We start from the raw sequence: 18,611 nt of genomic DNA, 5'->3' as shown, positions 1-18,611 counted from the left end.
ACCAAAACCATATCTCTCCCTAGTGGAGAAGATTCCTGCAGCGGACAGTTTAGAAAGAACTCTGGTAGGAATCCAACCCTACATGGAAGTTCAGGACTACTTCTATCAGGAAACTTTCAAAGAAAAAATCACTTACTACCTACACGAAGCAAGAAGACAAGGATTTCTTGGGAAAAATTCAGCAGTCCTTCTTCCTGAATATCTGGGAACTTGGTTGGTTTTGGAAGGAGAAAAACATGCTATTGCCAAAGAGAAGACCCTTACTGATGCCATGACCTTAATGGTCCTAAGCAACTTTTTCGAATTTGGAATCTTCTATTTTCAAGATCAGGAAGAAAAGGACAAGGCTGCAGCGGCACTCTTCCGGATGAAATCCCGAAAAATGGCCAAGAGCTTTTACCTTACTTTCAGCGAGTTGGCCAAAGAATTCAATACCACTTTAATACCTGGTTCTATCATTCTACCAGAACCCCGAGTGATCAACGGTGAATTGGAAATTGAGCCTACAGGCAAACTATACAATGCCAGTTTTGTCTTTGGTCCTGATGGAAAAATCATTGGCAAGCCCATTCTTAAAGCCTTCCCAATTGAATCAGAACAGGATTTTCTAACCTCTGCCAGCACTGGAGAGCTGCCGGTGTTTGAACTTCCCATTGGCAAAACATCTGTATTGATCTGTGCCGACAGCTGGTTTCCCAGTGCCTATGAAAATGCCAAAAAAAATAAAGCTGAACTTATCCTCGTTCCTTCCTACTGCACCGGAGAAAGTACGATGGATAAACTTTGGCAAGGATACAGTGGGCAAAAGGAACCTTCGGGAACAGACCTCTCCGATATTGGAAAAATCACTGAGCAAGCCGCTTGGGAAAAATATGCACTTCCCGGACAGATCAAAAAAAGTGGTGCCAGTTACGGCATGAATGTGTTTTTGAGAGGTGAACTGTGGGATTTGGGTACCGATGGACAGCCATTGATCATTGCCAAAGGAGAATTAGTATCGGTAAAGCCGGCTGAAAAAGCTGGAATCTGGGCGTTAAAATTCTGATCTCATGTGTGACACGCTAGTGGCCCTTCCTCATGTGACCAAATCGGGTAATCTGATTCTAGGTAAAAACTCCGATAGAGAGCCATTGGAAGCACAGGCAATCATCCACGTCCCACAAACCATTCACCAAGAATCGCATCTTCAATGCACATTTATTAGCATTCCACAGGTAGAATTGACCTATCAAGTGATCCTATCCAAGCCTTTCCAGATGTGGGGAGCCGAAATGGGCTCCAATGAACATGGCGTAGTAATCGGAAACGAAGCGGTTTTCACGAATGTAAAGTTTGATAAAAAGCAGCTTGGCCTGACGGGAATGGACCTGCTGAGATTGGGGTTGGAACGAGGAAAAACCGCCAAAGAAGCACTTCAGATCATCATTAGTTTGCTCCATGAATATGGACAAAATGCCTGCGGAGGCTACCAAAACACCAATTTCTACTACCACAACAGTTTCCTGATTGCCGACACCCAGGAGGCCTTCATTTTGGAAACAGCCGGAAAATCATGGGCTTATCGGGCAGTAGCTGACTTTGGCAGCATCTCAAACAGCCTTTCGATCGAGGAGAATTACCTTGAAGCCCACTTCGAAAAAGAACCAAGGACCATCCAGGCACTCTTCTCAGGAAACCCGAAAAACTTCCGATCAACCTATTCTGATTTGCTCTATACCACAGCCGGACGCGCCAAGCAGCGGCAGGCTTGTACTTTGGGTTTATTGGAAAGAAAAAAGAAACCCAATATGGAAGATTTCTTCCAAGCCTTAAGGCAGCATGATCGAGAAGATTTTAATCCCAAGAAAGCGACCACAGGATGCATCTGCATGCATGCCACAGGTTTTACCAATCCATCCGATACGACAGGAAGTATGGTGGCTGAGATCCGAAAAGATGGGCAATCCACGATTTGGCTGACGGGAACTTCCCATCCCTGCATGAGCTTGTATGTCCCTTTTTATTTTGGAACTACGCTTGAATCAGACTTGCTAAATCCGGGTTCTCAAGCCGATCAAAGTCTTTGGTGGCAGGCCAAAAAGATGCATGAACGCCTACTCTTAGATTACCACAACCACCAACCAAAGCTTAGAATCCAGCTTGATGAAATCCAGAAAAACTGGTTGAAAAAAGATCAGGAACTGATTGAAAAAAAGGCTGATTTGGAAGTTTTTCAGGCCTTTTCGAACTCTTGTCTAAACGAGTATGTCCAGTTGATCAAGACTTGGAGTTGATCAAATGATGGAGGCTTTTTTGAAGTTTAAAGAAAAAATCCTTCAGTTTGGACTTTTTTGAGGGAGAAGCATCCTCTGCCAAGGGCAGGTATTTTTCAAGTTCATCTTCATGAAGCAGGATTAAATATTGGTAGGCCACCTCAATGGATTTGGCACGTTGGGAGAGGTAGCGAACCATGGAAAAAACCATAAACACCAATTCTACTATCCCCTCTTGCCAGTTTCCCAAATAAAAGGCTGACCCCGCAGCTAGAAACAAAACCACACAGAAACTCCTGAAAAACTTAGACTCTGCCATCAAGCGCTCCACCACAAAATATAAGGCTCCGCTGTGCTGGAGCAGGTATCCTAAGGCATATTTGAAATTGTTAAAATCTTTGGTGCTGACTTCTTTGATTTTTTGAGTTCGGATCCCGTTGGCTTGGGTGAACAGCGTATTTTTGGGCCACCAGATTTCTTTGATTTTAGCAAAAACCAGATCATCGAGGTAACTGGAAATAAGATAGACAAAGTGTCCCATCACATAGGCAGCAGCGGCAAAAGCCGCCCCAATCACCCATTCGGGCAAGTTGGGATGATCAAAAAATTGCCATTCTGAAATCAATCCGGTTTTCCACGCCAATCCAATCAACAGACCACCCGGCAAAATGAGGGTTAATAAATCCAACAATCCGAGGTTAAACTTGTCAAACATATTCTAAAAATTTTGGGAATAAGGTAAAAAATAAAATCCTTGGATACTAGGTATTTACCTTCCAAACATGTCCGTCCATATCTAAAATCTCCTTGCCCCAAATCGGCAATTCTGCTTTGATCCGCTCGACCAATTCATCACAGGCTTGCATGGCAGCTTTGCGGTGCTTGGAAGAAGTAAAGACAAACAGGCAAATCTCGCCAACCTTGATTTCACCTAAGCTATGGTAGATGTGCATGCAAGTCAGAGGATACTTGGCAAAAATTGCCTCTCGGATTTCAAAAGCCTTTTCCAAAGCCATTTCCTCATAGGCAGTGTAATCGATGGCGATGACTTTTCCTTCAGGCTTCTCATCGGCACGGATCTGTCCGAGAAAAATAGAGTGCCCACCGATGTCCGTTTTAGTAGCATGGTTGGCAATGGATTGGGCGATTTTCTCAGGAGCAATCGGGCCCTGCACAAAGATGTTTTTGGGTTTACGTTCCTTTTCCATGGGTCAATTAGGATTTCAGGTCATTGATACCACCCTTGATGGAGAAAATGGCTTTATCAGGATAGGTTTCGGAAAGTACCTGAGCAGCCTTCTGACTTCTCATTCCGCTTTGGCAGAAAATCAAAATCTGCTCCGCATCTTCAAGTTTGTCGAGTTGGGAATCCAGAACAGACATAGGGATTTTCATCAGCCCTGTACACACCAAAGGTGGTAATTCATCCAACTCGCGAACATCCACGAAGGCCACATTCTGGTTCATTTTACCCATGGCATCCTTCCAGGTCATCTCCTTCACCGCACCGCAGGCCTGTTGGTAATCGGTATTTTCTAAAACGGACCAAGATTCAGGGGCTGAGGAAGATTTCTTCGGCATCAATTCTACCTCGTAGGTTTGAGAAGTCAGACTGTTAAAATACAGCATGCGATTTTTCAGAGGTTCACCATAGCCACTGAGCACTTTGATCGCTTCCAAGGCCATCAGGTTGCCAATGATTCCCGGCAAAACACCCAAGACTCCAGTTTCCGCACAATTGGGAATTTCATTTGGCCCGGGCATCTCAGGGTGGACATCCCGGTAGTTGCAGCCTTCTTCTCCCAAATTAAACACCGACACCTGTCCCTCGTGCTGATAGATCGCCCCGAAGACAAAAGGCTTTCCATGAAGCAAACAGGCATCATTGACAAGGTAGCGAGTGGGAAAATTATCTGTGCCATCGATCACCAAATCGTAATCAGCAATCAATTCCTGGGCATTTTGTACGGTGAGAAACTCCGGGAAAATCTCCCAATTGATGTCGGAATACTTTTCTTGAAAATGACGAACAGCCTGTTCTGCCTTATTTTTCCCTAGATCCTTTTCACCGAAGAGCACTTGCCGGTTGAGGTTGGTGACATTGACGATGTCTCCGTCGATGACACCGATTCTTCCTACGCCGGCTGCGGCCAGGTACAGCAAAGCGGGACAGCCCAAGCCTCCCGCTCCTACCATCAGCACAGAGGCATTTCTGAGTTTCTTTTGGCCATCGATCCCGAAGCCATTTAAAATGTATTGACGATCAAATCGATTCATAGCTTATCCTCCTGAAAAGGGTGGCAAAAGTGCGACCTCTGCCCCCGATACTAACTCACTATCTTCCAGCACCATCTTTTTGTTTACCGCGAGGGAAAATTTCATGGATTTCAATACCGGAAATTGGTCAAAAAGCTGGTTTTTCAACGCCTCTGTGGTACCCGGATTTTCAAGTTCCATAGACACTTGGCCTATTTTCTCGGCGACCATTCCAAAAGCTTTGATGTGAATACGGTTAGACATGGGTTTGTTTTATTCAGACACCAAGTTACGGGTTCGTCTGCTTTTTCTCCCATAGATTTCTGTGATCATCACTGATAAAATGATCTCCTGCCTAAAGTTTGACCTCATTTATCATCCTTTGAAGTGAGTGAGGACACTCACTTCGGCGAGGCACTATTCATCAGTGAATCTGTGGCTCTATTCCTGTCTCTGCTTCCTCTGCGCCACAGCGGTGAATAAAACATTGAAGTGAGTGAGGACACTCATTTCGGCGATGGTTATTCAAAGAAAAATCTGTGCGAATCCGTGGCTTTTTCTGCGCAAACTTGCCTGCTGCAAGCAGGTCTGCGGGAAACGCTCATCCTAAAATCAACTTCACCGCAGCAAAGGCCAACACAAACGCCAACAGGTATTTCAAGGCTTTGGGACTAAACTTTTTAGCCCCCAAATACGCTCCCAAAGCCCCTCCGGCAATCGTCAACGGCAGTAAAACCCAAAGCTGGGTCGAAAACTCAATATGGAAAACCGAAGCCCCGAGAAAGCCCGCCACTGAATTGAGAAAGATAAAAAGTGCGCTCAATGCCGCGGTCTCCTTTACTCCCGCCCATCCCAGCATCAAAATGATCGGTGAAAGGATAATCCCTCCTCCGATCCCGATCATACCGGAGAGCAATCCAATCGCAAAACCCAAGACCGGGGCCATCCACCATTTTTGCTCCACTCGCGAAGTCTCCGAAATCGGAAAAACTCCTGTAAATCTCAACACAGGAAACAGCAACAACACACCCAACACTTGCTTGTAAATCCCGGTATCCAATAAAATCCTCCCGCCCAAATAGGCTGCAGGAATGGAAAACAGGATGAGAGACAAAAAGAGCTTGGTCGGAAAGACTCCGGATTTCCGATAGTTCAAAAAGGAAATCATGGATACAAACATGTTTAAAATCAAGGCCGAAGGGCGAATCTCCTCCGGAGCAAAACCCATCAGCGCTAAGATCATCAGGTAGCTACTCGCTCCTCCATGCCCCACCGAGGCATACATAAAAGCCGCAAATGGCATCAAAAAGTAAAGAAACACATCCCAAAGCTCCATCAGATTACCAAGGATAAAATGCCACCAAACTTCCAGCTTCGACATGTTCCAGCTCTTGAGGAATTTCCACGACACCATCCGCAATTCCGAAAGAAAGTAGATTAAAGGATTCCTGAGCGGGTAGGATGATCACGCGACCATTGTCTAATTTGGCCTTAAGGAAAAAGGTCAACGGTGCTTTTTTATTAAAATCCGAAGCGATCGGAAAGTAAGCAGGTGCAGTCCAAGCATCAGGATTACCAAGAATCCGAAGGAGAAAAGGCTTCACATATTGGATAAAACAGGTCAGTACAGAAGCAGGATTACCGGGCAGGGCAAAGACCATTTTCTCACCCTTTACTCCCGCAAAGATGGGTTTGCCGGGCTTTTGCTTCACCTTGTAAAACAGCTGCAAGACCCCATTTTCAGCCAAACTGCCCTTTACAAAATCATAATCTCCGACTGAAATTCCACCCGTCAACAGCACTACATCAGAGGCTCCTAAGGCTTCTCCAATTACCCGAGTAACTTCTGATTTTTCATCTTTCACCTTCAGCACTTTTACTTCCTTGATTCCCATTTGATTCAGGTAGGCAATCAAAGCAGGACCGTTGGCATTGTAGATCTGTCCGGGCTGAAGGGCTTGACCAATTTCGATGATTTCATCTCCTGTGAGGATGATGGACAGGCTAGGTGAACTAATGACCTCCACCTGCTCAATCCCCAGCGAAGCCAAAAGCCCAATCGTACCTGGAGTGACTTGAGTCCCGGAATTAAGGATCAATTCTCCTGTCTGACATTGGGAACCAGCCTTTCGGACATGCATGCCTTTGACGAGCTTTTCCAATTCAAAAAAGATAGTATCTCCAATTACTGTGACCCACTCCTGCTGCACCACTGTATCGGCACCTCGAGGTACGGGTGCACCGGTAAAAATGCGAACAGCTGTTCCCTTTTCCAACGTAAAGTCAGGATTGACTCCCGCCTGTACCACTTGGGCTAACTTTCGGCTTTCACCCAAATCATCCCACGCAAAAGCATAGCCATCCATGCCCGAATTGTCGAAGGAAGGCACATTCATGGGGGCAAAGACAGGATTTGAGGTAAATTTTCCAACGGCTTGGGAAAGAGGAATAATGTGGCTTTTGGGAGAAATTGCCAACCCTTTTAGCAGCTCTTTGGCTTTTGATACGTCAACAAACTCGTGCATCATCCTCCGATTTTGATCATACTGCGGTTTTCAATAGCGTCTGGATTGGCCTTTAAGTAATCCGGGGAAAACTGTCCTCCCAAGGCAGCATGCTTTCGTGAAACTGAAAGTCGGATCAAAGATTCAACCTCCTCTCCTCTTCGCAGCGCACCCAGTAAATCCAATTCCTCTTTTCCAAAAAGGCAATTTTTGATTTTCCCATCAGCTGTAAGGCGGAGTCTGTTACAGTCCCCACAAAAGTGCTCGCTCATGGTGGTGATGAAGGCAAAAGTCCCTTGAAAACCAGGCACCTGATATTTTTTTGCGGTATCGTGCTTTTTGTCTTCCAGCTTGATCACTTCAAACTTGCCTTTGACCAAGTCAAGCATCTGTGCAGCCGTCACCACTTTGTTGCTTTGCCAATGGTTGCCTGCAAAAGGCATAAACTCAATGAAGCGAACATGAAGCGGCAGCTTTTCCGTCTGCTGTACAAAATCACAGATTTCGTCTTCGATCAGCCCGTGAAGGGCCACTGCATTGACCTTGACCCGAAAACCTTCTTGTAAAAGGATTAGAATATTTTCCCACACCTGATCCAATTGATCTCGGCGGGTCAGCTTGAGGAATTTTTCTCGGTTGAGTGTATCGAGGCTGACATTGACGGAGCGAACTCCCGATTTTTTGAGCACCTCGATGTGCTTATGAATCAGGACACCATTGGTAGTAAGGGTGAGTTCGACCGGGAAAGTAGAAAGCCGCTCCAAAATTTCAGGGAATTCCTTTCTGACCAAAGGCTCACCACCAGTCAACCGGATTTTTTTTACCCCCAGCCCGACAAATGTTTCTGCCAAGCTCAAGATTTCCTCCTTGCTCATGAGCTTGGACTGAGGCATCCACTCCATCTCCTCCACCGGCATGCAGTACGCGCAGCGGAAATTGCAGTTGTCCGTCAGGGAAATCCGCAGGTAATCGTGTACGCGTCCGAAACTGTCTTGAAGCATGGTACTAGTTTAGGGAATTGTCCCGTAAAAACGTAGGTTATTTTGTCAGAGATCCAAATTAAGGATGAACCAAAAAAATCCCAATCTCTAAATCTCCCATCTCTTATTCTCCAATCTCTAAATCTCTTACTCTCCTATTCTCTAATCCCTCAACTCCCCTTCCTAAACTGGGTCGGACTCATGCCCAGTTGTTTTTTGAAGAAATTATTGAAGTGGGTGACCTCAGTAAAGCCCAAAGCAAAGGCGATTTCAGAGACATTCCATCGACTTTGTCTGAGCAGGATTTTAGCCTCTTGGATCAACCGCTCGGAAATGAGTTGCGTAGTAGTTTTTCCAGTCATTTCCTTCACTGCCCGATTGAGGTGATTGACGTGAATGTTGAGCTGATCCGCAAAATCAGAAGCAGACCTTAACTGAATTAGCGTGTGCGTCTCATCGATAGGAAACTGCCTTTCGAGTAGCTCGAGGAAAATGGAAGCGATTCGCAGTGCGGCATTTCCATGTTGGGCTGTATGAATCTCTGCAGGCTGCAGTTTCATTCCGATGTGCACCAATTCCAGAATCAAGTTGCGAATCAAGTCATATTTATACTTGTAATCTGATTTGAATTCAGCCTCTATCCTCTCAAAAATCTGCTGAACTGCAAATACTTCCTCATCCTTCAACTCAAAAACATGAGTGCCCTGAGGCTGGAAAATCTCATACTTCTGAATGTCAGGAAAATCAACAAAAAACTGAGGATTGAAAATACAATAAACACCCTTTAGGGTAGAATGATTGCTGTCCCACTTGTAGGGAACCATGGGATTGGAGAAAGACAAAGCCTGCTTTTTGACCTCATAGACCCGGTCTGCATAATGAACTTGACTCTGACCCTGCACCAGCATCACTTTGTAAAAATCACGTCGCCGATAAGGGATGGCCTTGACCTTTCCCTCCCAAAAAGGTTCCAATCTAAAGATATTGAAATGCCCCATGTCCTTTTTCAGGTCTTCAGGCAGCCAATTGAACTTGCGCTGGTAAAACTCCTCCAAAGATTCCGGCTTTTCCATAGCGGATTTGATCAGTCTCTTTTGTAGTTATTGGAGAAATTGTAAAGCAAACTCAGGTTCCAAACAAAGTTGTCGCTTGGAACATCCGATTTGATTTTTTGATTGAAAAGCGTTTGGAAAGCTATCGGGAAATTATCCTTGGTCACGGTAAAACTTGAAGTAACATAGGTTCCGGTATTTTCATCCACCCGCAGGAAATAGAGTTGAGGATTCATTTTCAACTTGATTTCTTTCCCCAAAGGAAGATTGGAAAAAATGGTATTCAAGGCGATGAAATTGGAATTCTTAGGTGGCACGGGATTGAAACCATGACCTTGGAGGTAATATAATCCTACGCTAAAGCGATTGGAGACTTTATAGGTTGGCATGAATTCTCCGGCAAAAAACCGGCTCGCGCGCATGACTGATTCTTCTTTTCCGTTGACCATGATCTTCATGTCTCCGAAAATAAAGGCCGGGTGAAGTCCCACATTTAGCGTAAATCTCTTGTCCTTGATGACTTTATACCTACCCCAAAACACAAAAGCCCAAGGCTTGCCATCCATGCCAAATCGAATCATGGGATCAAAGGACAAACGCTCTCCTCCGATACTTAAATCAAAGAATACCGCAGGACGGCCGAGTGTAAACGAGGGAATCAAAGAAATACCATTATTGGTCGCAGTGATAGTTCCGTTAAAGTGATGACTGGGTTTGGCATCCTGAGCTAGGACATTTGTAGAGAGAACCAAACTTATCAGGATCAAATAGCTGCTTTTTTGAAAGGTTGGAATGAAAAGTCCTTCCAAAAGGATCTTACAAGAAGTGGTGAAAATAGATTTCATAGGTGGGTGGGAGATAAACAGCTGCAAAAGTCGCAAAAGAATCCGGCTAAATCTTGATGAATTTCAAATCAAAACTTATGCTTTTCAAACAAATGTAAATAAGCGGGCCTCTTTAATTCGGCGAATTGAGCTAATGCCCTAAATAAACGAGGCACTTTGGGAAAATAGGTTCATGTAAAACCAAGAGAAAAATTTATTTGAATATCCGCAATCTTACCATCAAGTAGATCCTTGGCTCTAAGAGCGCGGATATTCGTCAACTGACCACAGACGACAGTCCACAGCACTACTAATCGGACTTAAATCCTTATCTTATTTGGTTACTGGTAGAAAAGCGGATAATCAGAAAAATTTATCAACTAAAACACCTCCATTTCTATTTCAGTGATTATTTTACCCAAATGAAAAATAAGCTAACCACGATACTGACACTTTTGGGAATCTTTTTGACTGGCATGTTGCGAGCTCAAGTCCAAATAGTCGCTGAACAAGACCAAGAGCGAAACCTGACTCTATTTTCTTTCAATGACTCAAAAATCCCCTACACGGTACAAATCCATTTTGTGAAATTGGAAAACCTGGAATCCTTGCAAGGCGATCTCCTCTACAAATTGGCCAAGCCGGGCAAAAGCACCTTGGTCAAACTCCAATCGATCTACGGAAATGTCCAAACGGGATTCCGATACAACACCAAGCTCTACAAAGGTGATATCCAACCTAGTATTCCCTTTGAATCTCCTTACCTGATCCCTGTAGAAAAGGGCATTTCTGTCAGCATGAGACCGCTTTTGGCCAATCAAAAAGTCCCTGAAGACCGAAGATATACAGGTGTGGGATTTTACTTTGAGGAGTCAGCCACTGTCTGTGCCCCCAGAAAAGGAATCATTTCCGAAATCAAGATGGATGTAGAAAAAGTCGCCGATGGCCTTGCTGACTTCTCCTCCGAAAACTACGTGGAGATCTACCATCAAGACGGTTCATTCACCCGACTTTCTGGATTAAAAGCCAACTCTGCCAAAGTAGTGGTTGGAGATACCGTCATCCCCGGTCAAGCTCTTGCCGAGTCCTCTACCCAGGGCAGCTCTTCCCAACACCATGTCAAGATGATCCAAAGCCGCTGGGAGATGGAGGTCAATGGTGTGACTTGGGTGAATTTCCCGGTACTGATTCGTTCGGAAAAAGAAGAACTGCTCAGTGACAAAGCTTCGGAAAACCTCCAATCCACCCATCCTGAAGAATTGATTGCCAAAGAATTGGACAAAAAGGAATTGAAAAAGTATTTGGGGAAATAATGAATCCCATTGAAACTTCAGGTAGAATTTGCCCCCTGTAAATCAGGGTTTTTCAATCCGTAACTGATTAGTCAGCACTGATAAATAAAACCTATCAGGCACCCCCTTGGTGAGTTTTTGCCAATAGTTTTATTTCGTTGACATGAATTACATGCTCCGGGTGCCCGTGTTTTGCTAGGTAAATCATGGACTGTGCAACTTCTTTCAGACTGCAAACCAGGGATGATGAAAGGAAATTGAACAAGGGTATCAACCACGATAGGTAAGAATAGTACTTCAAAACATGCTTCTGTCCGGGCATTGGAGTCAGCACCCCCACACGATACCCAAACGCTTGCTTGAAGGGTAATTTCATCAGGTCGTTTTCGGTTTTGCCCTTCACTCTAGCCCACATGGAGCTGCCTTTTTCTGTACTATCTGTTCCTTTTCCACTGATATACATAAAAGACATCCCTGGATTAGGGCCCAATGCTTTTGCAAAATGAAGGGTGGTATCGTAAGTGATTCGGGAATAATCTACCTCACTCATTCCCAAGCTACTGACACCGGCGCAATAGAAACATGCATCATACCCCTTGAGATGAGGATCACCGAGATCCAAATCAAGAAAGTCGGAAACGAGGTATTCTTTAAGTTTAGGGTGACTTTGCTGGAGTGGCTTTCGGCTGACACTGAGTATTTCTGTGATTTCAGGTTCTTGAAGGCAAGCCATTAGGACTCCTTCTCCAACCATTCCTGTAGCGCCTGTGATGATGATTCGCATGGATGTGGTGTATTGAGATGTGAAATTAACCGTACTTTGGATTATCCTACTGCAAAGCATAAACGCTATGCGTAGAAAAAGGAAAAACCTAATTCCTAATGACCAATATCACTGAAATTGCTTTTATAAAACGCAACCTCAACATGTCCAATTCAAGTTGTAAAGTATTAGAAAAGATTTGAGGGGAAGGAAATTATTAGATTTCTTAGATCAGTTTATAACCTTTGTAATATGCCATGTCCCTACAAACTCTCCTAAGTCATTTAGAAAGTTTTATCCCACTGGATCCCGAAGAAAAAGTAAGAATTGAACTCAAATTCGAACAGTTCTCTATAAAACGAAGGGAAAAACTACTAACCGCTGGAGAGGTCTGTAAGGATTATTTTTTTATCGTTACGGGCTGTTTTCGCATGTTTGGAGTAGATGACAAAGGCTTCGAGCACAACATTCAGTTTGCAGCTGAAAACGATTGGATCGCCGATATCGGGAGTTTTTACAGTCAAAAAATCAGTCAGCTGAATATTGAGTCGCTAGAAATTTCATCCGTGCTTCGGATCCACCAGCAGGATTTGTTTGAGCTTTTTACAACCATCCCCAAGCTCAACCGGATTTTCAAAGTGATGATCGAACACAAGTACATTGAGCTGCAAAACCGAGTGCTTCAGAATTTCAGTTCTACCGCAGAACAGCGCTATTTGGCTTTTTTGGAACAATATCCCCAACTGAAAAACCGGCTACCGAACACCCAAATCGCCTCTTATTTGGGAATTACTCCTGAGTTTCTTAGCAAAATCAGAAAAGAACTTCGAGACAATTGATTGAAATTCTTAACCTAGATTAAGGGTAGTAGTATCTTTCATTACCCAACTTTGTGCTATCAATCCAACATAAACAGCATCATGAAAATCTTACTTTCCATCCTTAGCCTTTTTGCCATGACCACATTCGTGCAGGCTCAATCTACCATCGACGAAATGGTCAAAGACTGGGAACGCTCCAAAGCCTACACCAAAGAATACCTCGATGCCATGCCTGCCGAAGGCTATGCCTTGAAACCAACTGCTGAAATGCGATCCTTTGCCCAGCAAATGCTTCACCTGACAGACGGGAACTACGGATTTGCTTCCGCTGCCACAGGGGTAGCCAGTCCAGTAGGCATGGGTGAATCCGAAAAAGCCACAGACCAATCCAAAGAAAATGTGACCAAGCTCGTGATAGCAGGCTATGATTTTGTCATCAACAGCATCAAAACCATGACTCCTGCCCAACTGAATGAGGCCACCAAACTGTTCGGCCGATTTGAGATGACTAAAGGAAAAGCCCTGGAAAAATGCTTTGAGCATCAGACCCACCACCGAGGTCAGACGACTGTGTACATCCGCTTGGCCGGTGCGACCCCTCCTCAGGAGAAGTTGTTTTAATCTCCTGAGGCAAAACCCTTCCTAGACAACTTTTCCAAAGGTCGCCACGGTTAGTGTCTCACTAACCGGAATGAAAAATTGATCAAGTGAGTGGAGACACTCACTTGGGCCACAGAATCAACTTTTCCAAAGTTTTGAACTTTGGAAAAGTTTGGTGAACTCTCTGCCTCGGTTAGTGCCTGTCTGCCGACAGGTAGATCCCCACTAGCCGGAACTTAAAATCTTCCCCATTTACATCTTCCTAAACCCATTATCAATTGAATGGATTTTCACTTGGGTGGAATTCCTATTTTCTTTAAAAATGAAAAAACACTTCATTATCCTGGCTTTGATGCTGGCCTCCTTAAGCGCAAATGCACAAACCCTCAAACTCAAAAACCAAGAGTTTGAACTTCACAATGTCACCGGAGAGATCGTAGAATTTCAAGGCAAAAAAGCCCTAAAGATTGAGCGCGATCTAACTGCGATCCCCTTTGATTCCACTCGGGTAGAAGCTACTGTAGATGAGCCACATTATGCCCGCTTGCTCGGCTTGGAGGATTTCGAAAACGGAACCATCGAGGTCAAAATGTATAGCCAACTGAAAGTCCCTGCACCCTATTCGGGCATTGCGGGATTTATCGGGCTGTTTTTCCGAGTTCAAGAAGATGATTCAGCCTTTGAGAGCATTTATGTCCGTCCCAAAGTAGGTCGTTCAGACAATCAATTGCACAGAAATCATGCGGTGCAGTACTTTTCTTATCCGCAATACAAATTTGACACACTTCGAAAAATCGCTCCCCACCGCTACGAAGGATCGGCTCCTGTCGCCTTGAACGAATGGTTTACCATGCGGATTGAGGTGAATGGGGAAACGGCCGAGCTGTTTATCAATAACTTGAAGTATTCTTCCTTCATCGTAGACAAGATGTTAGGTACTTCGAAAAAAGGATTTGTCGGACTCTATGTAGACATCGGAACTATCGGTTATTTCAGGGATCTGAAAGTAACCAAGCGTGCCTACCAAGAAAAGAAAGCAGGAGACGAAGTGTCAGACATTTAAATCTTAATTTAGCCAAGCCATGATCAATCGTATTCTAATATTCCTATTGACATTAGTTAGTCCCTTTTATATCCTCGAAGCCCAAACGATCCGATTTGAGGGAAAAGAATTTTCGCTATCCCATGTGAAAGCTTCTGTGGTCCAACTGAACGGCGAGGAAGTGCTTCGTGTAGTGCGGGACATGGATTCTTTCCCCTTTGAAAAAGGAGTAGACGAACCCACATTTGTTAAGTTGACAGATCTCGATCTTGAAAATGGAAGCGTGGGAGTCAAGGTGCTGAGCCGCTTATTACCAAATGCCCCAGCCTTTTCCCGTGGATTTATCGGTTTGGCCTATCGGATCAACGACGACAATTCCGCCTACGAGTCCATCTACATCCGGCCCACCAACGGGCGGGCTGAGGATCAGATTCGCAGAAATCACTCGATCCAATACTATGCCTACCCGGAGTACAAGTTTGACCGGTTGCGAAAGGAATTCCCCGAGCAGTTTGAAACCTATGCCGACATGGGATTGGACGAGTGGATCACGATGCGGATTGAATTTGACGGCAAATCGGCAAAATTATTTCTCAATGGTCAAGAGCAACCTGCTTTTTTGGTCAAAAAGATGCTCGGCTCAAGTAAAACCGGATCCATCGGACTTTGGGTAGAAGTCGGAACAGAGGGATTTTTTAAAGAATTGAAAATCAATCCATAAACCCTCCTATTTTTTCTGACTTTTTTAGAAGCACTCCACTCTTTAAAACTGCAGGATTAACCTATCCTTTGTTTGATTTGGATAATCTTTTGTTTGAATTCGGTTATTTTTCACTGAATTGCATGGTGAATTTTGTAGGGTCATTTAATCAAATCAACCTACAAATTGATCCCCGATGAGACTAAGAAAACTGGGGAATAGTGGATTGGAGGTTTCGGCCTTAGGATTAGGCTGCATGGGTATGAGCTTTGGCTATGGTCAGGCTGCTGATAAAAAGGAAATGATTTCCCTAATCCGAAAGGCGGTGGAACTTGGAGTCAACTTTTTTGACACTGCCGAAGTCTATGGACCATTCGCCAATGAAGAATTGGTCGGTGAAGCTTTGGCTCCTTTCAAAAACAAAATGGTCATCGCTACCAAATTCGGTTTTGCGCCGAATCAGGAAGGACGTTGGAGTCAGCTAACCAGCCGACCTGAACATATCAAAGCTGCCGTGGAAGGATCACTAAAGCGGCTCAAAGTCGAATCCATCGACTTACTCTATCAACACCGGGTAGATCCGAAAGTGCCAATTGAAGAGGTGGCGGGAGCAGTCAAAGAATTGATTCAAGCCGGAAAAGTCAAGTATTTCGGACTTTCTGAAGCTGGAGTAAAAACAATCCGACGGGCTCATGCGGTACAGCCTTTAGCCGCACTGCAAAGTGAGTATTCCCTTTGGTGGAGAGAGCCTGAGGAAGAAATCATTCCAACACTGGAAGAACTGGGAATCGGGTTTGTCCCTTTCAGTCCACTTGGAAAAGGTTTTTTGACAGGGAAAATGGATGAGAAAACCCGCTTTGCCCCAAATGATTTCCGAAACGTGGTTCCACGATTTGCAGCTGATGCAAGAAACGCCAACCTGGAATTGGTGCATCAACTGGAGATTCTCGCTGCTGCCCACAGGGCCACTCCAGCCCAGGTAGCTTTAGCTTGGCTTTTGGCTCAAAAGCCCTGGATCGTCCCAATCCCGGGTACAACAAAATTGCATCGCTTGGAGGAAAACGTGGAAAGCAAATTCCTTCGCTTATCCAACAGCGATTTGGAACTTATTGACCATGCGCTATCTCAACTGAAAATCGTGGGAGACCGATATCCGGAAGCTTCGCAGAAAATGATCGATCGATAAATCAAATAAATAGAGGTATGAATAAGCCACTTGAAAATCAAAAAGAATCCTCCAGAAGGAATTTTATGAAAGCTGGGTTGACGATGGGAACCGCATTTTTCGCATCTCCAATACTTGCAGGAGGTACTTCAAAAAGTTCGGAGGCCACTTCAGGAAAAGCAAGCATAACCAAAACCCGAACCCTTGGATCTGGAAAACATAGTTTGGAAGTCACCGCTTTGGGTCTTGGCTGTATGGGAATGAGCTATCACCGGGGAAGGATTCCAGATCGCAAAGTCTCCATTTCCTTGATACGAAAAGCCTATGAAGCAGGGGTGAATTTCTTTGACACGGCTGAAGTCTATGGCCCTTATACCAATGAAGACCTCGTAGGAGAAGCATTGCAGCCATTTCGAAAAGAGATTCTCGTTTCGACCAAGTTTGGATTCAATATCCAAAACAATCAAATGGCTGGAATGAACGGCCGGCCTGAGCAAATCCGAAAAGTGGCTGAAGAATCCCTGAAACGTCTGAGAACCGATGTCTTGGACTTATTTTACCAGCACCGCCAAGATCCAAATGTCCCCATCGAGGACGTCGCTGGCACGGTGCGGGACCTGATTCAGGAAGGAAAAGTCCGCAACTTCGGGCTTAGCGAAGTCAATGTGGAAACTATCCGCCGGGCTCATGCCATCCAACCGCTCACAGCCATCCAAAGTGAATACCATCTGATGTGGAAAAAGCCCGAAGAAGGGGTGCTGTCTGCTTGCGAAGAGTTGGGAATCGGATTTGTGCCCTATAGCCCGATGAACCGTGGATTTCTGACCGGCATGCTCAATAGCCAAACCAAGTTCTTTGCCGAAAACGATAACCGTGCCGGCTTGCCTCGCTTTCAGCCCGATGCGATGGCCGCCAACCGGCCGATTGTGGAAGCTTTGATCGACTTTGGACATCAGCGTGGACTGACTCCTACTCAAGTTGCCTTGGCTTGGCTGTTGCACCAAAAGCCCTTTATCGTACCGATTCCCGGTACGACCAAAGAAGCACACCTGATGGAGAATCTGGCAGCTGCCGAGATTACTTTCTCAGAAGCAGAGCTGAAAGAGTTGACCGAAACGATTGCCGGAATGACAGTCTATGGTGATCGCTACACTCCTGTGGAACAAAGCAGAGTTCAAAACTAAAATTCTCAAATGAATGGAAGCTTTTTCTAATTCCGAGAAATTACTTTAAAACAAAATTTTAAAATGAAAGCCTTAGTACAATCATTCATTTTCCTCTTAGTTATTTTCCACTCAAATGCACAGTCCATGGAAAAATCGCTCGAACAACGCATTACCGAAATCGAGGAAAAAATGGCCATAAAAAATGTGGTAGATCGTTTTTCCAATCTTGCCGACACCAAAGATATCGAGCAGCAAGTGTTACTCTTTACCGAAAACGGGACGGTGGAATCCATTTTCAAAGGAACGCCACCGATAAAACTGGTAGGTCGCCAACAATTAAAAGATACTTTTTCGCAGTTTTTGTCTGGTTTTCACACGGTGTATCATCAAAACGGACAGCAAACCATCGAAGAGTTGACAGAAAATACTGCAAAGGCTACTTCCTATTGTCACGTAATTTTGGTGGGTGAGCAAAATGGAAAAACAACCAAGACTACACTTTACACCATCTATAAGGATGAATTTGTCAAGCAAAACGGTCAATGGCTTATTAAACATCGAACTTCTAATTTCATCTGGAGAGAGGTTCAAGAGGTTAACTAGGTCCATCAAATCACTTTTCGATCTGGATCTCAATTGTTCCAGATTGATTCATAAAGCTTTCTGTTTGATTTCCGTAAGGCGACCCCCATCGGAAATCCCTAACTTTAAATCTTAATTTCAACAAAATGGCCATTTTCAATCTCAACATCAACGGAACTTCCAAGCAAGTCGACGTGGACCCTAGCACCCCTGTGCTTTGGGTTTTGCGTGACCACTTGGATTTGGTAGGCACCAAGTTTGGCTGCGGCATAGCGCAGTGTGGTGCGTGTACGGTTCACCTAGACGGCAATGCGGTGAGATCCTGTTCGCTTCCCGTTTCAAGTATCGGAAACTCAGCAATCACCACCATCGAGGGTCTATCCGAAAATGCAGATCACCCGGTTCAAAAAGCCTGGATGGAACACGATGTGCCTCAATGCGGGTATTGCCAAGCCGGTCAAATCATGACTGCGGCGGCTTTGCTTCAGCAAAATCCAAACCCCAGCGATGAAGAAATCGAAAATGCGATGAACGGCAACATCTGCCGCTGTGGCACTTACCTCAGAATCAAAGCTGCAGTCAAAACCGCCGCCCAAAACCTTTAATCCGAAA

At 44.7% G+C, this 18,611-nt stretch carries 21 protein-coding genes; 11 read left to right on the top strand and 10 right to left on the bottom strand.

Going from position 1 to position 18,611, the window contains the following annotated elements; genetic code table 11:
* Window positions 1-22 precede the first annotated feature (22 nt).
* Together ACFPIK_RS04720 and ACFPIK_RS04715 are read left to right on the top strand one after the other, a co-directional pair.
* Window positions 23-1,045 (top strand): nitrilase-related carbon-nitrogen hydrolase, encoded by a 1,023-nt coding sequence (locus tag ACFPIK_RS04720; protein WP_377912755.1) that lies wholly within the window; start codon window positions 23-25, stop codon window positions 1,043-1,045.
* Between the two features lie 4 nt (window positions 1,046-1,049).
* Window positions 1,050-2,273, top strand: a complete 1,224-nt coding sequence (locus ACFPIK_RS04715; RefSeq protein WP_377912753.1) for a carcinine hydrolase/isopenicillin-N N-acyltransferase family protein — start codon at window positions 1,050-1,052, stop codon at window positions 2,271-2,273.
* On the opposite strand, the gene ACFPIK_RS04710 is transcribed toward ACFPIK_RS04715, so the two are convergent.
* From ACFPIK_RS04710 to ACFPIK_RS04670, 9 genes are all read right to left on the bottom strand, one after another.
* Entirely contained in the window at window positions 2,257-2,967 is a 711-nt protein-coding gene (locus ACFPIK_RS04710; protein WP_377912751.1) for a hypothetical protein, read from the bottom strand. The genes ACFPIK_RS04715 and ACFPIK_RS04710 overlap by 17 nt on opposite strands.
* Window positions 2,968-3,013: 46 nt before the next feature.
* Complete coding sequence (locus tag ACFPIK_RS04705; RefSeq protein WP_377912749.1) at window positions 3,014-3,460, bottom strand: molybdenum cofactor biosynthesis protein MoaE; 447 nt, start codon at window positions 3,458-3,460, stop codon at window positions 3,014-3,016.
* A gap of 7 nt (window positions 3,461-3,467) precedes the next feature.
* Window positions 3,468-4,529, bottom strand: coding sequence for a ThiF family adenylyltransferase (locus ACFPIK_RS04700; protein WP_377912747.1), 1,062 nt, complete (start codon window positions 4,527-4,529; stop codon window positions 3,468-3,470).
* A gap of 3 nt (window positions 4,530-4,532) precedes the next feature.
* Window positions 4,533-4,772 (bottom strand): MoaD/ThiS family protein, encoded by a 240-nt coding sequence (locus ACFPIK_RS04695; protein ID WP_377912745.1) that lies wholly within the window; start codon window positions 4,770-4,772, stop codon window positions 4,533-4,535.
* Window positions 4,773-5,109: 337 nt separating this feature from the next.
* The gene (locus tag ACFPIK_RS04690; protein ID WP_377912743.1) at window positions 5,110-5,889 is read right to left on the bottom strand and encodes a sulfite exporter TauE/SafE family protein; all 780 of its coding nucleotides are present in this window, start codon (window positions 5,887-5,889) and stop codon (window positions 5,110-5,112) included.
* A complete protein-coding gene (locus ACFPIK_RS04685) occupies window positions 5,849-7,036 on the bottom strand; it encodes a molybdopterin molybdotransferase MoeA (RefSeq protein ID WP_377912741.1) in 1,188 nt (395 codons plus the stop codon). The genes ACFPIK_RS04690 and ACFPIK_RS04685 overlap by 41 nt, the downstream gene beginning before the upstream one ends.
* Window positions 7,033-8,013 (bottom strand): GTP 3',8-cyclase MoaA, encoded by a 981-nt coding sequence (gene moaA, locus ACFPIK_RS04680; protein WP_377912739.1) that lies wholly within the window; start codon window positions 8,011-8,013, stop codon window positions 7,033-7,035. Before moaA ends, ACFPIK_RS04685 begins: the two co-directional genes overlap by 4 nt.
* A 149-nt stretch (window positions 8,014-8,162) precedes the next feature.
* Complete coding sequence (locus tag ACFPIK_RS04675; RefSeq protein ID WP_377912737.1) at window positions 8,163-9,065, bottom strand: helix-turn-helix domain-containing protein; 903 nt, start codon at window positions 9,063-9,065, stop codon at window positions 8,163-8,165.
* Window positions 9,066-9,076: 11 nt separating this feature from the next.
* On the bottom strand, window positions 9,077-9,889 hold the full coding sequence (locus ACFPIK_RS04670; protein ID WP_377912735.1) for a hypothetical protein: 813 nt from the start codon (window positions 9,887-9,889) through the stop codon (window positions 9,077-9,079).
* 401 nt (window positions 9,890-10,290) lie between these two features.
* On the opposite strand from ACFPIK_RS04670, the gene ACFPIK_RS04665 reads away from it, so the two are divergent.
* On the top strand, window positions 10,291-11,181 hold the full coding sequence (locus ACFPIK_RS04665) for a M23 family metallopeptidase (RefSeq protein ID WP_377912733.1): 891 nt from the start codon (window positions 10,291-10,293) through the stop codon (window positions 11,179-11,181).
* A gap of 94 nt (window positions 11,182-11,275) precedes the next feature.
* Here the strand turns inward: ACFPIK_RS04665 and ACFPIK_RS04660 are convergent, their stop codons facing one another.
* A complete protein-coding gene (locus ACFPIK_RS04660; RefSeq protein ID WP_377912731.1) occupies window positions 11,276-11,944 on the bottom strand; it encodes an NAD-dependent epimerase/dehydratase family protein in 669 nt (222 codons plus the stop codon).
* A 236-nt stretch (window positions 11,945-12,180) separates the two neighbouring features.
* Here ACFPIK_RS04660 and ACFPIK_RS04655 point away from each other — a divergent pair, with 236 nt between their 5' ends.
* The 8 genes from ACFPIK_RS04655 to ACFPIK_RS04620 all read left to right on the top strand — a co-directional run bounded on the left by ACFPIK_RS04655 (window position 12,181) and on the right by ACFPIK_RS04620 (window position 18,604).
* Window positions 12,181-12,762 (top strand): Crp/Fnr family transcriptional regulator, encoded by a 582-nt coding sequence (locus ACFPIK_RS04655; RefSeq protein WP_377912729.1) that lies wholly within the window; start codon window positions 12,181-12,183, stop codon window positions 12,760-12,762.
* Window positions 12,763-12,843: 81 nt separating this feature from the next.
* Window positions 12,844-13,365 carry a DinB family protein gene (locus ACFPIK_RS04650; RefSeq protein WP_377912727.1) on the top strand — a complete coding sequence of 174 codons (522 nt, stop codon included), beginning with the start codon at window positions 12,844-12,846 and terminating at the stop codon, window positions 13,363-13,365.
* A 301-nt stretch (window positions 13,366-13,666) separates the two neighbouring features.
* Complete coding sequence (locus ACFPIK_RS04645) at window positions 13,667-14,407, top strand: 3-keto-alpha-glucoside-1,2-lyase-like domain-containing protein (protein ID WP_377912725.1); 741 nt, start codon at window positions 13,667-13,669, stop codon at window positions 14,405-14,407.
* A gap of 19 nt (window positions 14,408-14,426) precedes the next feature.
* Window positions 14,427-15,107: a LamG domain-containing protein gene (locus ACFPIK_RS04640; protein ID WP_377912723.1), complete on the top strand. Its 681-nt coding sequence runs from the start codon at window positions 14,427-14,429 to the stop codon at window positions 15,105-15,107.
* 175 nt (window positions 15,108-15,282) lie between these two features.
* Window positions 15,283-16,272, top strand: a complete 990-nt coding sequence (locus tag ACFPIK_RS04635; RefSeq protein ID WP_377912721.1) for an aldo/keto reductase — start codon at window positions 15,283-15,285, stop codon at window positions 16,270-16,272.
* Between the two features lie 17 nt (window positions 16,273-16,289).
* Window positions 16,290-17,435 carry an aldo/keto reductase gene (locus ACFPIK_RS04630; protein ID WP_377912719.1) on the top strand — a complete coding sequence of 382 codons (1,146 nt, stop codon included), beginning with the start codon at window positions 16,290-16,292 and terminating at the stop codon, window positions 17,433-17,435.
* A 126-nt stretch (window positions 17,436-17,561) separates the two neighbouring features.
* On the top strand, window positions 17,562-18,020 hold the full coding sequence (locus ACFPIK_RS04625) for a nuclear transport factor 2 family protein (RefSeq protein WP_377912717.1): 459 nt from the start codon (window positions 17,562-17,564) through the stop codon (window positions 18,018-18,020).
* Between the two features lie 125 nt (window positions 18,021-18,145).
* Window positions 18,146-18,604 (top strand): (2Fe-2S)-binding protein, encoded by a 459-nt coding sequence (locus ACFPIK_RS04620; RefSeq protein ID WP_377912715.1) that lies wholly within the window; start codon window positions 18,146-18,148, stop codon window positions 18,602-18,604.
* Window positions 18,605-18,611 lie beyond the last annotated feature (7 nt).

The sequence above is a fragment of the Algoriphagus aquatilis genome (assembly GCF_042657405.1).
In the GTDB taxonomy this organism is placed as follows: domain Bacteria; phylum Bacteroidota; class Bacteroidia; order Cytophagales; family Cyclobacteriaceae; genus Algoriphagus; species Algoriphagus aquatilis.
The sequence above is the reverse complement of the archived record's forward strand: the minus strand, read 5'-3'. Positions and strand labels throughout refer to the sequence as shown.

Coding starts and splice junctions, on each gene's coding strand:
- ACFPIK_RS04665 (WP_377912733.1), top strand. CDS start 10,291: ATGAAAAATAAGCTAACCACGATACTGACACTTTTGGGAATCTTTTTG.
- ACFPIK_RS04645 (WP_377912725.1), top strand. CDS start 13,667: ATGAAAAAACACTTCATTATCCTGGCTTTGATGCTGGCCTCCTTAAGC.
- ACFPIK_RS04655 (WP_377912729.1), top strand. CDS start 12,181: ATGTCCCTACAAACTCTCCTAAGTCATTTAGAAAGTTTTATCCCACTG.
- ACFPIK_RS04695 (WP_377912745.1), bottom strand. CDS start 4,772: ATGTCTAACCGTATTCACATCAAAGCTTTTGGAATGGTCGCCGAGAAA.
- ACFPIK_RS04635 (WP_377912721.1), top strand. CDS start 15,283: ATGAGACTAAGAAAACTGGGGAATAGTGGATTGGAGGTTTCGGCCTTA.
- ACFPIK_RS04650 (WP_377912727.1), top strand. CDS start 12,844: ATGAAAATCTTACTTTCCATCCTTAGCCTTTTTGCCATGACCACATTC.
- ACFPIK_RS04710 (WP_377912751.1), bottom strand. CDS start 2,967: ATGTTTGACAAGTTTAACCTCGGATTGTTGGATTTATTAACCCTCATT.
- ACFPIK_RS04700 (WP_377912747.1), bottom strand. CDS start 4,529: ATGAATCGATTTGATCGTCAATACATTTTAAATGGCTTCGGGATCGAT.
- ACFPIK_RS04625 (WP_377912717.1), top strand. CDS start 17,562: ATGGAAAAATCGCTCGAACAACGCATTACCGAAATCGAGGAAAAAATG.
- ACFPIK_RS04690 (WP_377912743.1), bottom strand. CDS start 5,889: ATGTCGAAGCTGGAAGTTTGGTGGCATTTTATCCTTGGTAATCTGATG.
- ACFPIK_RS04705 (WP_377912749.1), bottom strand. CDS start 3,460: ATGGAAAAGGAACGTAAACCCAAAAACATCTTTGTGCAGGGCCCGATT.
- ACFPIK_RS04630 (WP_377912719.1), top strand. CDS start 16,290: ATGAATAAGCCACTTGAAAATCAAAAAGAATCCTCCAGAAGGAATTTT.
- ACFPIK_RS04685 (WP_377912741.1), bottom strand. CDS start 7,036: ATGATGCACGAGTTTGTTGACGTATCAAAAGCCAAAGAGCTGCTAAAA.
- ACFPIK_RS04715 (WP_377912753.1), top strand. CDS start 1,050: ATGTGTGACACGCTAGTGGCCCTTCCTCATGTGACCAAATCGGGTAAT.
- ACFPIK_RS04670 (WP_377912735.1), bottom strand. CDS start 9,889: ATGAAATCTATTTTCACCACTTCTTGTAAGATCCTTTTGGAAGGACTT.
- ACFPIK_RS04620 (WP_377912715.1), top strand. CDS start 18,146: ATGGCCATTTTCAATCTCAACATCAACGGAACTTCCAAGCAAGTCGAC.
- ACFPIK_RS04660 (WP_377912731.1), bottom strand. CDS start 11,944: ATGCGAATCATCATCACAGGCGCTACAGGAATGGTTGGAGAAGGAGTC.
- moaA (WP_377912739.1), bottom strand. CDS start 8,013: ATGCTTCAAGACAGTTTCGGACGCGTACACGATTACCTGCGGATTTCC.
- ACFPIK_RS04675 (WP_377912737.1), bottom strand. CDS start 9,065: ATGGAAAAGCCGGAATCTTTGGAGGAGTTTTACCAGCGCAAGTTCAAT.
- ACFPIK_RS04640 (WP_377912723.1), top strand. CDS start 14,427: ATGATCAATCGTATTCTAATATTCCTATTGACATTAGTTAGTCCCTTT.